At 69.0% G+C, this 14,348-nt stretch carries 12 protein-coding genes; 6 read left to right on the top strand and 6 right to left on the bottom strand.

Annotated elements, in window-relative coordinates; translation table 11 throughout:
• Nucleotides 1-180: 180 nt before the first annotated feature.
• A complete protein-coding gene (locus V6V89_RS30155; protein ID WP_334622880.1) occupies nt 181-2,559 on the bottom strand; it encodes a tetratricopeptide repeat protein in 2,379 nt (792 codons plus the stop codon).
• Nucleotides 2,560-2,706: 147 nt separating this feature from the next.
• Here V6V89_RS30155 and V6V89_RS30150 point away from each other — a divergent pair, with 147 nt between their 5' ends.
• Nucleotides 2,707-4,110, top strand: a complete 1,404-nt coding sequence (locus V6V89_RS30150) for a sigma 54-interacting transcriptional regulator (RefSeq protein WP_334622879.1) — start codon at nt 2,707-2,709, stop codon at nt 4,108-4,110.
• On the top strand, nt 4,107-6,050 hold the full coding sequence (locus tag V6V89_RS30145; protein WP_334622878.1) for a vWA domain-containing protein: 1,944 nt from the start codon (nt 4,107-4,109) through the stop codon (nt 6,048-6,050). The genes V6V89_RS30150 and V6V89_RS30145 overlap by 4 nt, the downstream gene beginning before the upstream one ends.
• A 7-nt stretch (nt 6,051-6,057) precedes the next feature.
• On the opposite strand, the gene V6V89_RS30140 is transcribed toward V6V89_RS30145, so the two are convergent.
• A complete protein-coding gene (locus V6V89_RS30140; RefSeq protein ID WP_334622877.1) occupies nt 6,058-7,077 on the bottom strand; it encodes a potassium channel family protein in 1,020 nt (339 codons plus the stop codon).
• Between the two features lie 76 nt (nt 7,078-7,153).
• Between V6V89_RS30140 and V6V89_RS30135 the strand changes: the two genes are divergently transcribed.
• Entirely contained in the window at nt 7,154-7,546 is a 393-nt protein-coding gene (locus V6V89_RS30135; protein ID WP_334622876.1) for a cupin domain-containing protein, read from the top strand.
• On the opposite strand, the gene V6V89_RS30130 is transcribed toward V6V89_RS30135, so the two are convergent.
• The 4 genes from V6V89_RS30130 to V6V89_RS30115 are packed head-to-tail and all read right to left on the bottom strand — an operon-like array spanning nt 7,543 to nt 10,958.
• Nucleotides 7,543-7,923 carry a VOC family protein gene (locus V6V89_RS30130; protein ID WP_334622875.1) on the bottom strand — a complete coding sequence of 127 codons (381 nt, stop codon included), beginning with the start codon at nt 7,921-7,923 and terminating at the stop codon, nt 7,543-7,545. The two genes, V6V89_RS30135 and V6V89_RS30130, sit on opposite strands and share 4 nt — an antisense overlap.
• On the bottom strand, nt 7,920-8,699 hold the full coding sequence (locus tag V6V89_RS30125; RefSeq protein WP_334622874.1) for an SDR family NAD(P)-dependent oxidoreductase: 780 nt from the start codon (nt 8,697-8,699) through the stop codon (nt 7,920-7,922). Before V6V89_RS30125 ends, V6V89_RS30130 begins: the two co-directional genes overlap by 4 nt.
• A 36-nt stretch (nt 8,700-8,735) precedes the next feature.
• Nucleotides 8,736-9,218 carry a hypothetical protein gene (locus V6V89_RS30120; RefSeq protein ID WP_334622873.1) on the bottom strand — a complete coding sequence of 161 codons (483 nt, stop codon included), beginning with the start codon at nt 9,216-9,218 and terminating at the stop codon, nt 8,736-8,738.
• A 9-nt stretch (nt 9,219-9,227) separates the two neighbouring features.
• Entirely contained in the window at nt 9,228-10,958 is a 1,731-nt protein-coding gene (locus tag V6V89_RS30115; protein WP_334622872.1) for a RyR domain-containing protein, read from the bottom strand.
• 293 nt (nt 10,959-11,251) lie between these two features.
• On the opposite strand from V6V89_RS30115, the gene fxsA reads away from it, so the two are divergent.
• The 3 genes from fxsA to V6V89_RS30105 are packed head-to-tail and all read left to right on the top strand — an operon-like array spanning nt 11,252 to nt 14,344.
• Nucleotides 11,252-11,422 carry an FxSxx-COOH cyclophane-containing RiPP peptide gene (gene fxsA, locus V6V89_RS41885; RefSeq protein ID WP_442935249.1) on the top strand — a complete coding sequence of 57 codons (171 nt, stop codon included), beginning with the start codon at nt 11,252-11,254 and terminating at the stop codon, nt 11,420-11,422.
• Nucleotides 11,423-11,424: 2 nt separating this feature from the next.
• A complete protein-coding gene (locus V6V89_RS30110; protein ID WP_334622871.1) occupies nt 11,425-12,627 on the top strand; it encodes an FxsB family cyclophane-forming radical SAM/SPASM peptide maturase in 1,203 nt (400 codons plus the stop codon).
• Entirely contained in the window at nt 12,587-14,344 is a 1,758-nt protein-coding gene (locus V6V89_RS30105; RefSeq protein WP_334622870.1) for an HEXXH motif domain-containing protein, read from the top strand. Before V6V89_RS30110 ends, V6V89_RS30105 begins: the two co-directional genes overlap by 41 nt.
• Nucleotides 14,345-14,348: the final 4 nt, after the last annotated feature.

Here is a 14,348-nt window from a genome sequence, read left to right as displayed (position 1 = left end):
GCGGCGTAGCCAATGGCGAAACAGCCAGTAATGACATGTTCGCGTTTGGGAGCGCTCTCAATACGATGCGTGATCGGATCGTTCCTGCTGGCCACGAGGAGCGGCTGATTTACACATCTTGCGGTGAAAAGTCGGAATGCGCATAATAAGTATGGACTCTTGCACAAGCTGAGTGTCCGGTCAGTTGCGCAAAACCGGCGGATGAGGCGTTACACCCGTGTCGCCATTTTGTGGGTGTCCGCCCGGCTGGCCGGGGCTCCTCCGATCGGCGGTGAGCTTGGCGGAGACCGCCTCAGCCTCACTGCGGTGCAGCTCCTCGAAGATCGTTAGCGCACCTCGCCATGCGGTACGGGCCGCGTCGTGGTCGCCTGTCGCGCGGTAGGTGTCGCCGAGGTGATCGAGCGTGTCGGCCTCGTAGTACCGGGCGCCGTACTCCCGAAACGTCGACAGCGCCCGCTCGTAGCACGCCACCGCCTCCTCGTACCGGCCGAGGTGGTGATGCGCGTATCCGAGGCTGTCCCAGGTGGTCGCCTCGTCGACCGGATCGCCGCTCTCCTGGAGCAGCGGCACCGCCTGCGAGCAGTTGTCGAGCGCCGCCTCGAAGTCGCCGACCAGCGCGCTGTACCAGCCGACCGAGTTGAACGCGTACGCCAGCCCGGCCCGATCATCGGTGCCTTCGAGCAGGTCGCGGCTCTGCCGGGCGTGTTCCAGCGCGTCGTAGTGCCGTCCCTGACGCTCCAGGGCCAGGCAAAGGCTCCGGTGACACCGAGCCTGCCCGGCGTCGTCGCCCAGCTCGCGGTACAGGGCGATGGCCAACCCGGCGTGCCGCTCGCTCTCCTCCCACCGGCCCGACCACGCGTAGGCGCCGACGAGCTGGCGGTGCATGCGCGCCAGCCAGCGGCGGTCACCCAGGCGCTGGGCCGCCTCCAGGCCGGTCCGCAGCATGCGTACCCGCTCCGGCCAGTGCGACCGCCGGTGGTGGAATTCGTCGAGCCGCCACGCGAGCTGGCAGGCGCGCTCGACAAAGCCCTGCTCCGCAGCGATATCCGCGGCCGCGATGAGCGCCGGGTGCTCGGCCGTGAACCACGCCATCGCTTCCGCGCGGCCGGCGAGGTCGTCGACCGTCACGTCGGCCGGGGGTGGCGGTGGCGGCTGATCCTCACACAGCGGGTCAACCAACATCGCGGCGGCGTACGCGGTGTGCGCGTAGTGATCGAGGAGGCGTGCCAGCGCCTCGGCGCCGTTGTCGGCGCGCGCCAGCTCGGCCGCGTACGCGCGGAGCAGGTCGTGGAACGCGAACCGGCCGGACGCGGTTTCGGTGATCAGGTGCGCCCGGACCAGCTCGACAAGGGCCCTGCGGGCGGCGGCCGGGCGCACGCCGGCCAGGCTGGCCGCCGTCGCGACGCCGAGGTCAGGCCCGGGATGCAGGCCGAGGAGGCGAAACAGCCGCGCGGTCTGCTCCGGGAGCATCTGGTACGACCATGAGAGCACCGTGCGCACGTCCGAGGCGGAGTCGCCGACGTCGAGCGCGTCGAGGCGGTCGGTGGCCCGGTCGAGCTCGGCCGCCAGGCGCGCGAGCGGCAGGTCGCTGTCGGTGGCCGCCCTGGCAGCCGCGATGGCCAGCGCCAGCGGGAGCCCGCTGCACCGCGCGACGATCTCCGCAACGGCCGCCGGCTCGGCCGCCACCCGGTCCGCGGAGAGGCGCCGGGCGATCAACTCGCGTGCCTCGCCGGCGGACATCAGGTGCAGGGGCACCGGCCGGGCGCCGTCGGTCGCCACCAGGCCGGTGAGGCGGTTGCGGCTCGTGATCACCACGACGCAGCCGGGCGAACCGGGCAGGAGCGGCCGGACCTGAGCGGCGTCGTGCGCGTTGTCGAGCAGTACGAGCACTCGCCTGGTGGCCAGAAGACTCCGGTACTGCGCGGTCTGCTCGCCGAGATCCGCCGGTACCTGCTTGGCTGGCACGCCCAGCGCGACGAGGAACCCGCGGACAGCGGCCGAGGGGTCCAGCGGCGCTCCCGCCGGGTCGAAGCCGCGCAGGTTGACGTAGAGCTGGCCGTCGGGAAACCGGTCGGCTACCCGGTGCGCCCAGTGCACGGCCAGGGTGGTCTTGCCAACGCCAGCCGTGCCGGACACCGCGGCGACGACGACGCCGGGCCCGTCCAGCAGCTTGTCCAGCTCGGCCAGCTGGTCGGAGCGGCCCGTGAAGCCGTACACGTCGGCGGGCAGCTGATGCGGCGCCGACGGCGAGGCGGCCCGGGGCGGCTCCGTGACCGCCCGGTCCCGGTCGGCCACCCGGTCGCGCGCGGTGGCCAGCGCGCCCTGCTCGGCCGGCGTGGCGCCGAGCAGCCGGACGAGCGTGTCGAACCGGCTGGTCGACGGGAGCACCTTGCCGGAGAAGTACCCGCCGATCACGCCGACCGACCAGCCCGTTTTGGCCGCGAGCTCCCGGTAGGTCAGCTCAGGCAGGCACCGCTCGTGCGCCTCCCGGCGGCGCAGATGCCGCAGTGCTCGCGCCAGGTCTTCGCGCGTCTCGATCTCCGTCAACGCCCCACCCATCGCCCAATCCCCGCCAAGAATAGAGATGCGTTGATGGAGTTTCGCTCGAAGCATCGTATGGCCGACAGAAGCTTGTCCGACCGTGTTCAGGGGTGTCCATTTTCGCCGGCGCGCCGGCCAGAAATTCGCGCGAGCTAGCGTTGGCCGGTGACCTCATTGTCAAATACGGTCCGCACCCTCGGTGAGCTGCGCGCGAGCGGCCACAAGCACCGCACCGTCAAGCAGGAGCTGCGCGAAAACCTGCTGGCCCGGATGCGCGACGGCGCGCCGCGATTCCCCGGCATCGTCGGGTACGACGGCACGGTGCTGCCCGAGGTCGAGCGGGCCCTGCTCGCCGGGCACGACCTGGTGCTGCTCGGCGAGCGCGGGCAGGGCAAGACCCGGGTCATCCGCTCGCTAGTGGAACTGCTCGACGAGTGGACGCCGGTGATCGCTGGCTCCGAGCTGAACGAGCACCCGTACCACCCGCTCACCCCGGCGTCCCGACGGCTGGTCGAAGAGCTGGGCGACGACGCGCCGGTGAGCTGGCTGCACCGCTCCATGCGGTACGGCGAGAAGCTCGCCACGCCAGACACCAGCGTCGGCGACCTGATCGGCGACGTCGACCCGATCCGGGTGGCACAGGGTCGCACCCTCGGCGACCCGGAAACCATCCACTTCGGACTCGTGCCGCGCACCAACCGGGGCATCTTCGCCGTCAACGAGCTGCCCGACCTCGCCGAGCGCATCCAGGTGTCGTTGCTCAACGTGCTGGAGGAGCGCGACATCCAGGTGCGCGGGTACCAGCTTCGACTGCCACTCGACCTGCTGCTCGTGGCGAGCGCCAACCCCGAGGACTACACCAACCGTGGCCGGATCATCACCCCGCTGAAAGACCGGTTCGGCGCGGAGATCCGCACCCACTATCCGCTCGAACTCGACCTGGAGCTGGCCCTGATCCGCCAGGAGGCGCACCTCGTCGCCGAGGTGCCCGAGCACGTCCTGGAGGTGGTGGCACGGTTCGCTCGCGCGGTCCGCGACTCGCCCTCGGTCGACGCCCGCTCCGGGGTTTCGGCGCGGTTCGCGATCGCGGCCGCCGAGACCGTGGCCGCCTCGGCACTGCGCCGCGCCGGCCTGCTCGGCGAGCGTGAACCGGTGGCGCGGGTGGGCGACGCCGCGTCCGTGGTGAGCACGCTGCGGGGCAAGGTCGAGTTCGAGAGCGGCGAGGAGGGGCGCGAGATCGAGGTCCTATCGCATCTCCTGCGTACCGCCAGCGCCGAGACGTTCCGCGCCCGGCTCGGCGGGCTCGACCTCTCCGGCTTCACCGACGTGGTCGCGGACGGCACGATCGTCGAGACCGGCGACCTGGTCGCGGCGGCCGACCTGTTGCACCAGGTGGGCACCGTGCCGGGTCTTGCCAAGGTGCTGGAGCGGCTGGGCTTCGACGACGCGCCCAACGCGGGGCAGGCGGCGGCCGGCGTCGAGTTCGTGCTGGAAGGCCTGCATCTGACCCGTCGGCTCTCCAAGGCCCTGACCGACGAGGGCCGCACTCTCTACGGTAGCCGCGAGTGAACCGGTACCGGTACGGCGCGTGGCGTGGCGGGCCCGATCCGCTCGCGCCGCCCTACGACGTGCGCGCCGCCGTAGACCGGGTCGGTTCCGAGGTGCTTGGCGGCGGCAGCCTGCGCGACGCGCTGCGCAACCTGCTCCGGCGCGGGCCCGACGGTGGCCGCGGCCTCGACGAACTGGCCGCCCGCGCCCGGCGGCTGCGCCGCGAGGCGATGCGCCGGGGCAATCTCGACGGTGCGGTCACCCGCTCCCAGGCGCTGCTCGACCAGGCCCTCGCCGCCGAGCGCGACGAGCTGTCCCGGCGCCCGGGCGACGAGGCCCGATTCGCCGAGGCGCGCCTCGACAACCTGCCCCGGTCGACCGCCCGGGCCGTCGAGGAGCTGTCCGAGTACGACTGGGCCAGCGACGAGGCCCGCGGCCTCTACCAGCAGATCCTCGACGGGCTGCGCGACGAGGTACTGGAGCAGCGCTTCGCCGGCCTCCGCGAAGGGCTCAGCGACCCGGCCGCCCAGCAGCGGATGGCCGAGATGCTCCACGACCTCAACGGCCTGCTCGACCGGCACGCCCGGGGCGAGGACACCACCGACACGTTCGCCGAGTTCATGCGGCGGCACGGCGACTTCTTCCCGGAAAAGCCGGCCACGGTCGACGAGCTGGTCGACGCGCTCGCCCGGCGGGCGGCGGCCGGCGAGCGGCTGATGCGTTCCCTGTCCCCGCAGCAGCAGGAGGAGCTGTCCCGGCTCATGGCGCAGGCGCTCGGCAACGCCGGCCTTGCCGGCGAGATGGCCCGCCTGACGGCAAACCTCCGCACGCTCCGCCCAGAGCTGGCCTGGGATCGGCGGGCTCAGGTCCGCGGCAAGGAGGGACTCGGGTACGGCGAGGCGGCCGGCGCCCTGGCGGAGATCGGTGACCTCGACGACCTGCTAGACCAGCTGGGCCAGGAACACCCGGGCGCCACTCTCGACGACGTCGACGTGGAGTCCGTCGAGCGCATCCTGGGCCGCGACGCGGCCAGCGATGTGCGCCGGCTCCAGGAACTGGAGCGGGAGCTGCGCCGGCAGGGCTGGGTGACCCGGGGCGCCGACGGGCTGACCCTGAGCCCGAAGGCGCTGCGCCGGCTCGGCGCCACGGCGCTGCGCACGGTGTTCGCCGACCTCTCCGGCCGCCGGCGCGGGGAGCACGACCTGCGCGACGCCGGGGCCGCGGGCGAGACCACCGGCGCGTCGCGGGCCTGGGCATACGGCGACGAGCAGCCCATCGACGTCGTGCGCACGGTCGGCAACGCGGTACGCCGCAGCGGGGGAGGCGTGCCGGTCGAGCTGACCGTCGACGACTTCGAGGTGATCGAGACCGAGCGGCGGGCATCAGCGGCCGTCGCGCTCTGCGTCGACCTGTCGTTCTCGATGGTCGCCGACGGCCGATGGGGGCCGATGAAGCAGACCGCGCTCGCGCTGTCGCACCTGGTCGCCACGAAGTTTCCGCAGGACGCGCTGCAGATCGTCGGCTTTGGCCGGTATGCCATGCCGCTGACCCCCACCGAGCTGGCCGCCGTCGACCCCGACTACGTGCAGGGCACCAACCTGCACCACGCGCTCATGTTGGCCGGACGGCACCTGCGCAAGCACTCCGGGTCTGAGCCGGTTGTGCTGGTGGTGACCGACGGCGAGCCGACCGCCCACCTTGAAGCCGAGGGCGAGGCGGTCTTCCACTGGCCGCCCCTGCGCGAGACGATCGAGGCCACGATCACCGAGGTCGACCACCTGACCCGGTACGGCGCCACGCTCAACCTCTTCATGCTTGGCGAGGACGAGGCGCTGCGGCGCTTCGTCGATGCCGTGGCGCGGCGCTCGGGCGGCAGGGTGTTCATGCCCGACGCGGAGGACCTGGGTCGATACGTGGTCTCGGACTACATCCGCGCGCGCCGCGGCCGGCAACGGTCGTGACGACCGGCTAGGCCGGGACGGTCACGGGGCTCGGGCGGTCGTCGCGGACGTATACGAGCAGGTCGCCGGTCTCGATCTTCGTGCTCTCGGGCGTGGACAGGGAGATGATCCGGCCCAGTCGCACCAGCGCGATGACCGGCTCGGCGACCTCGCGCGGCGAGCGCCCCACCTCGTCGCGGGTCGCCGAGCGCAGCGCCAGCGCCATGCCCGCACCAGGGGTCAGCAGGTCTTCCACCACGTCGATCAGCGGCGGCGCCGACGTGGAGAGGCCGAGCAGACGTCCGGCCGTCGCCGACGAGACGATCACCTGGTGCGCGCCGCTCTGCTTGAGCAGCGGGGCGTTCTCCGCCTCTCGGGCCGCCGCGATGATGCGCACCTTGCCGGCCGTGAGCTGCCGGGCGGTGAGCGTGACCAGTACCGATGCCTCATCGGTGTCGGTCGCGACAATGACCGACTTGGCGTCCTTGATGTGCGCGTCCATCAGTACCGATGCCTGGGTGGCCGATCCCTCGATGGCGACGAAGCCGTCAGCGGCAGCGCGCCGCACCGCCGCGCGGTCGGACTCGACCACCACGATGCGCCTGACGTCGAAGCCACTTTCCCGCAGTGCGCCCACGGCGCTGCGCCCCTTCGTCCCGTACCCACAGACGATGACGTGGTCCTTCAATATCCTTCTCCACCGTGAAAGGCGTGCGCTCGTGCGGTACTGCTCGGTCAGCACCTCCAGTGTGGTGCCGACCAGGATGATCAGGAACAGTACTCGCGCTGGCGTGACCACGAGGACGTTCACCAGCCGGGCCTGAGGCGTTACCGGCGTGATGTCGCCGTAGCCGGTCGTCGACAGCGACACCACCGTGTAGTAAAAGCAGTCGAGCAGGGACAAACCGCTCGGGTCGTCGCCGTCCCGGTACCCGTCGCGGTCGAGGTAGACCACGAAGACGATGAGGAACACCAGGGTCAGGGCCGCGAGCAGGCGCAGCGTGAGTGCCCGCAGCGGCCCGCGCTTGGTGCTGGGTAGGTGGATCACAAAAGTCCTCGTGCCGGCACGCTTACACCATAGTGGGCAAGGCATGTCCAGGGGCGCCGCTGGGTATCAACCGCCCATGGAGCACTTCACGATCGCGACCGTCGCCGAGCAGAACCCGGATTTCCGGCAGGTGCTGTGGACCGGAAAACACTCACAGCTTGTGATCATGACTATCCCGCCCGGCGGCGAGATCGGCGAGGAGGTCCACGACGACGTCGACCAGATCCTGACCTTCGTCAGCGGGGTCGGAGAGGCCCGTGTGGCCGGTAGGACCAAGAAGGTGGCGCAGGGCGACCTGGTGGCAGTGCCCGCCGGCACCAAGCACAACTTCGTCAACACCGGCCCGAACCCACTGGTCCTCTACACCGTCTACGGGCCGCCCGAGCACGCTCCCGACGCGGTGCACCACACCAAGGAAGAGGCCGACGCCCTGGAAGAGGCCGGCAAGGACGAGCCGCCGGCCAGCTAAGCGCCCGGGAGGAACAGGCAGAAGGGGTGCCCGGCGGGGTCGAGGTACACCCGGACGTCCTCCTGCGGCTGGTACTTCGCCAGCCGCGCCCCGCATGCCACCGCGTGCGCGCCCGCCGTCTCCAGGTCGTCGACGCGGATGTCGAGGTGCGCCATCATCTGCTGGTCGCCGGGACCGGCAGGCCACGCCGGCGGCACGTGGTCGGCCTCGGTCTGAAACGACAGCTTCGTCCCGCCGCCCGGCGGGATCAGCGTCGACCAGTCGTCAGCGTCGTCGCCGAAGGGCCAGCCGAGCAGCCGGTGGTAGAAGTCGGCGAGGTCGCGGGCCTTCGGCGCACCGAGCACGACGCCGGATAGCGTGAAGCTGGGCATAGTCATCTGCCTATCAGAGATTCGGTGAGTTCGCGCAGCCGCTTACGGAACTCTGGGTCGTACGCCTGGTCGAGCGCCCGCGCCTCCCGCTCGCCGTCGAAGTACCGACCGGTGACCGCGGTCAGCTCCGGATCCACGACCAGCCGCAGCGTGGCCCGCAGCCCCTTCTCAAGCGTGTCGATCTCGCCCCAGCCGGCCTCGCGCACCATCGTGGTCGGCATCAGCGAGGCGGGATGCAGGCAGTTAGCCGTTATCAGCGTGCCGGCCAGCTCCTCGGCAAGGTCGAAGGTGTGGGCGATCAGTGCCAGCTTCGACCGGCGGTACGCCTCGACGCCGTCGTAGCCGCGTTCCAGCATCGGGTCGGCGAGGTCGAACGGGCGCTGGCCGACGGACGCCACGTTGACGATCCGGGCCGGCGTGTCGCGCACCATGCGGGGCAGCAACTGCCTGGTCAGCAGGTACGGGGCCAGGTAGTTGACGGCGAGCCGCAGCTCGTACCCGTCGGCGGACAGTTCGCGGTCGGCGCCGGGCGCGCCAAAGCCGACGCCCGCGTTGTTGACCAGCACGTCGAGCCCGTCCGGCACGGCGTCGGCCAGCCGGCGCACCTCTGCCAGCGATGAAAGGTCGGCCAGGATCGGCGTGGCGCCGGTCCGCGCGGCGACATCGGCCAGGCGTGCCGCGTTTCGCCCGTGCACGATGAGGTGGTGGCCCTGCTCGGCGAGCGCCGTCGCCAGCGCGCGCCCCAATCCGTCCGAAGCCCCCGTGATGAAGATCAAAGCCATGGACCCAACGCTATCCGGGCGGCCGCGGTTTGCCGCCTACCGGCGGCCGGCGCCGGCTGGCCACAACACCTTCACCGGCAGGCCGCGTTCCTCCGCGAGCGACACAACGTGAGCGGTGTCCCCAAGGCCTTTCGTCGGTTGCCCATCCCAGACGGCGAAAAGCAGGGTCGATCGGTTCAACATGTACCTGCTGGCCGCGACGTAGGCCGGCCGCCCGGAGTGCCGTGCACGCAAAATCCGCACTCTGCTGGCCTGCTCCAACAGCAGGTCGAAGGTCTGGCTCTCTTCGGTAGTGACGATTCGCCGGCGATAGTCGCGTGCCGGCAGTACAACCTCGAACGTGCCGCCCAGCGCGACCACCGCGCGGGCGAAGATCTGGTCGGCGCCGCGCGCCAGGCACGTGATGCCGTGCGGCCTCTCCAAGGCGTACTCGCGCAACGCCTCGACCACCGCGTCGAAGATCAGTTGCTCTGAGGCTTCGCTCAGGTGGACGTGTCCGGTGATACCGATCGACACCATCCGCTCTCCTCAGATCCGGACCAGCTGGAAACCAGCGTCCGAGAGAATCAGAGGGACTTCTCGTACCGCGTCATGGTTGCGTTCCCGGATGTCTGGGGGGAGCGTGCTCCAGTCGCAGAGCGCAGGATGCACCTTGCGCGCGTCATCGCGGGGTTCGCCGTACCGCCACCCGGCCGCCAGGCGATCGAGGCACCATCGTTCGTGCTCCATCATCGCCAGCCGTTCGATCTCACTCTCGCTCATGCTTCCCTCCCCTCCTGACTCACGCATCCGCGGCACGAGCACGTAGCCGATCGCTCTCAATTTCCTGCCGATGTCCTCCGCTTGTGCCCGGTTGGTCTGCCGCAACTCGAAAGGCAACCGTTCCCACGAAACGGTCGCCGAGCTGGAGCTGTCGGTGTCGCCGCGTGAGTAGCGCGCGACCAGGTAACGGTCGTGAATGACGCGGGCCAGCCGCTCCACGAGATCCTCGGCGATCATCACCGGATCGCAGGCTGCGCGCAGGACTCCGTAGACGCGGAGCCGAGCCGGGCCGTCGTCGAGTAGTTGGCTGGCAAGGCCGCCGTCATCGGAGAAATCCGCGAGTTGGTCCAACCTCACCACCACGCAGTTCTTCCGTCGGCGCCAGTACCGGTCAGCCGTCAGCGCGGCCTTGAGCGCGCGTTCTTCGTTCTCGTAGCAGATGTAGGCGCGGTCGGGCGTCTCGTCGAGTTCGGTGGCCAGGATGTCCACCAGGTCGGCGTCGTATGCGTCGAGTTGGCAGGAGCGTCGAAGAAAGGGGTAGCGATGGCTGAGATTCGCGAGCGTCTCGGTGGCGTTTCTCGCCACGATCGCGATGCGTAGGCCGGTTCTTGGATCCGGGGCGAGCCTTCGTCGCCAATGTCGGGTCGCCTCCACGACGAGGGCTTGTCCAAACGGTGTCGTACCAGCGACCAGAATGTACTGCCGTGGCCTGATTTCCGGCTCAAGTGGATCTTCGAGAAAGACCTTGCGGGCTGCCAGGTCGTCGACGTTGAAGAAGTCGAGTCGGGCCCCGGGCGGGTTCGGCAGTCCGAGGTACCTCGCCTGCAGCGTCAAGCAAAGGTCTGGATCCGGCACATGCGTGTATATCGGCAGCGACGGCCCATGGAGACGGCGCTCGCGGCCAGCGGCCAAGCCGATGGCGATATTGGTCGCGCTCTCGTGCGAGCAGGCGTACAGAGCGGTGGCTCGGTTCAGCCCCGCGGCGTTCAGGGTGCTCGCGTCGCGAGCGTCGCCAACCACGGTCAACGGATACGACGGGCTCGGCGAGACGGCGATGGCCTGTGCTCGTACGTGCACGACTCGCCGTCCTGAAGCGTGAAGCCGGCGGGAGAGGATCCCGGCCAACGACGTGTCACCACACACGATGACGTGGCCCCGGGCGCGCCTGGCCCGAAGGCGACGCAATTCCATGGCGAAGAGCAGCCGCGCGGCCTCCATGAGAGCCGTGATGGTGGCCAGCGGTGCGGTGTAGCGGGCGATCTCTAGGGAGACGGGGTACGGGCCGGCTTGTTGCAGCGGGTCAGAGCCGAGGACGAAGAGCTGCATGTCGTAATACAGGAGGTCAATCGGCCGGCTGCCGTATTGATCCGAGTCGCTGAGGAACACGTCGAGCCCTAGATAACCGAGCACCAGGGACGCGATGGCCGTCACCGTGATTCCGAGCCTGAGCGCGCCGACGGTGGGACGATGCTGCATTGGGTCGTTCGGCTGAGCCACGGCGACGCTCCGGGTCGCATCCGATAGCGGGGCGTGATGATGACATTATGCAACGCAACAGGCATGATCTGTAATCACCGTGCCTGCTATTCCCGATCGGCGGCACTTGGGTGCTTTGGCGCGGCCGGGCCAGTGGTACTCCAATGACCAATGCGATAGAATCCCGCGCGACACGCCCAAGTTTCCTTGAAGTCATGTCGCGTGTCCCCTAGCCTCAAGCGGCGCCATATCAAAGGTCCCTGGACTCGCGGCGTGAACACTTATCATGTTTGCGCTTACTTAAGAGGGCCCGCGTGGATGCAACGGTTGACGACAACCAGCATGAGCTGGTTGATCTGAGTGGCCTCAGTCTGTCTGACTTATCCAGGCTGGGCGGTTCAGTCGTCGCTAATTCCGTGCGCCGGATCTTGGAAGACGTTGACCGGCCGCAGGACGCGGTCGCCGGTTGGAATTCGGCCATGTAGCGGTGCCACTGGTACGAGGTCACGATCGTCGGCGTACGCCGTTCCGTGAGTTCGTACTCAAGCTCCACGCGCGGTGCAACTTGGCCTGCGACTACTGCTACATGTACGAGATGGCCGACACGGCTTGGCGAGGGGTTAACTCGACCATGTCGGACCGCGTCCTGGATCAGGTATGCCGGCGGATCGCAGAGCATGTCGACGGTGCAAGCCGGTCTGTTCGCGTCGTGCTGCACGGCGGGGAGCCGATGATGGTCGGCGTGGCCGCTCTTGTGAGCGCAGCCGACCGGGTGCGCGCCGCCGTCGCGCCACTGACCATAGTGGACGTTACGATCCAGACCAACGGGGTCCTGCTTGACGATCATGCGATCGATCGCTTGTGCCAGGCCGGCATCAGGATCGGCGTTAGCCTGGACGGAGACCGTCAGGCGAACGACCGGCATCGACGGTACGCCAACGGCCGTAGTTCCTACGACGCGGTCGACCGGGCTCTTCGCTCGTTGAGTCTTCGGCCGGACCATTTCGCGGGTATCCTCGGTGTCGTGGATCTCGACAACGATCCAGTATCCACATTCGACAATCTGATCCAGTATCACCCGCCCGCCATCGACTTCCTGCTTCCGCATGGAAACTGGACGAGCCCCCCGCCGAGATGGTCGCCACCAGGGGAAACGCCCTATGGCGACTGGTTGGTCGCGGCCTTCGATCGGTGGTACGACGCGCCGGTACAGGAAACGCGTGTCCGCTTTTTCGAAGAGGTGATCAGCCTCGCGCTAGGTGGCGCGAGCCGCCTTGAGACGATCGGCATCAGCCCCGTGGCGACCGTCGTAGTGGACGTTGACGGCGCATACGAGCAGATCGACACCCTGCGGTCCACGTACCCCGGCGCTGTCGACACCGGCATGAACGTCTTTGCCCACAGCCTCGACGAGTTGTTGGGGCATCCCGCGATCCTCGACCGTCAGATTGGTCTGGAAGCACTTTCCGATGATTGTCTGGCCTGTCCGCTGCACCGGATATGCGGTGGCGGCTACTATCCGCACCGGTACCGTGCAGAGACGGGCTTCCGTAATCCATCGGTCTACTGCGCCGACCTTGGTCGCCTCATACGTCATGTGGTTCCTCGCGTCCGCGCTGACCTTGCTGTACTCAAAGGACGACTCGAAGATGGAACTCCTGACGCCGGAAACGACGCATCGCCTCGGTAGCGGCGAGTTCGCGGCCCTTGCGAGCGGACTCGGTGACGGCCAGGTCGTGGCCCAACTTCGCTCCGCACAGGTGAGCAGGCGAATGTTGATGCTCGGAGAGTTGATGGCCGACGCGCGATTCGGGCGAGGGGGCGAGTACCTCGCCGTGCTTGTGGAGGCCGAGCGTCAGGCTCCGGTGGCCGTGCGTCAACTCCTCCTCCAGCCGCACGTCGGCGCGTGGTTGATGGTCACATTGCGTGCGATCCGCAGCGAATCCAGACCCGCGGGGCGCCTGGAGGCATGCCTCGACCACATGGCCGGTGTCACGCTCATGGCGGCCATGGCGGCGGGAATCGATGTGAAGCTCGATGTCGGGGTGCGGGACGGCGGCGTCACACTGCCCGGGCTCGGGCGTGCGATTCTGGGCGACTCGCGCACCGCCAGCCTGGAGCACATTGGCGGGCGCACTCAGGTAGGCACCGTCGTCGTACCAGAGCACATCGAGCACAGCGTGGACGGTTGGCAAGCGGTGCGCCGTGTGGGATGTGTCGCAGGCGATCTGCGCATTGAGCTTGCCATGGACGACGTCGATCCATTTCGGGACTGTCACAGGTTGGGTGCCGAAGGCCGGCTGGATGACGAGGACATCCGCCACTGGCAACGATTGTTGGACGAGGCATGGCCCATCCTGGTGGAACACCACCGGCCGTACGCCGAAGCGATCGCCGCGGGCCTGACGACGATCGTTCCGCTACACAGCGACGGGCCGGATCATGGCATGAACGTCACGAGCATGGAGGCGTTCGGGGCGGTGTCTCTGACGTCGCCCGCCAACGGTCGTGCGCTGGCGCTGGGGTTGCTTCACGAGTTTCAGCACGCGAAGCTCGGCGGGCTGCTCGACATCGTGCCGCTCTACGAGAGGGACGACCGGCCGCGGTACTACGCGCCCTGGCGCGACGATCCCCGTCCACTGGGTGCGTTGCTACAGGGCGCCTATGCCTTTCACGGTGTCGTCGACTTCTGGCGGGTGCAGCGGCATCTGCTCACCGAAGGTCCTGGCCAGCTCGCTCAGGTCGAGTTCGTGCGGTGGAGAGATCGCGTTTGGCGGACACTCGACATTCTCGAGGCGTCAGGGCGCTTCACGTCGCGGGGTTTGGACTTCCTCGCCGGAATGCGTGCCGCGCAGTCGCCCTGGCAGCAGGAAGCGGCCGACGCCGTGACCGTGGCAATGGCCACCGAAGCCGCCGACGACCACAGGGTTGGCTGGCAACTGCGGAACCGGCGCCCGGAGATGTCCGCGGTGCGACGGTTGGCGTCTGTCTGGCAAGCCGACCTGCCCTGCCCTCACGACTCCGTGCGGACGGAGACGGTGGGTGCCGCCGAACGGATGCTGACGCGCAGTACCCGCCTTGATCTGGCTCGCATGCGGATCGTCGAGCCCGCGCGGTTTGCCGCGCTGTCAGCGGGCGTGGAGGCGATGCCTGGCGACATCGCGCTGGCAGGTGGCGACCTGCACGCGGCGCGGCTGGCGTACGCGGCTGAGATCGTGGCGACCGATCACCTGGACGCGTGGATCGGAATCGCCCTCGCGTGCCAGCGTGACGCCAGCGGACCCCGGCTGCGCTTCCCCGAGCTGTGCATGGCGGTCTATCGCCAACTCGGGTTCATCGGCGACACGCCAGTGGACCCTCTGGAGCTGGCAAGGTGGCTGGAGTCGGTGGATTGCGTGGCGGTCTGACGGT

It is taken from the genome of Micromonospora sp. CPCC 206061, assembly GCF_036906915.1.
Classification (GTDB): domain Bacteria; phylum Actinomycetota; class Actinomycetes; order Mycobacteriales; family Micromonosporaceae; genus Phytohabitans.
The sequence above is the reverse complement of the archived record's forward strand: the minus strand, read 5'-3'. Positions and strand labels throughout refer to the sequence as shown.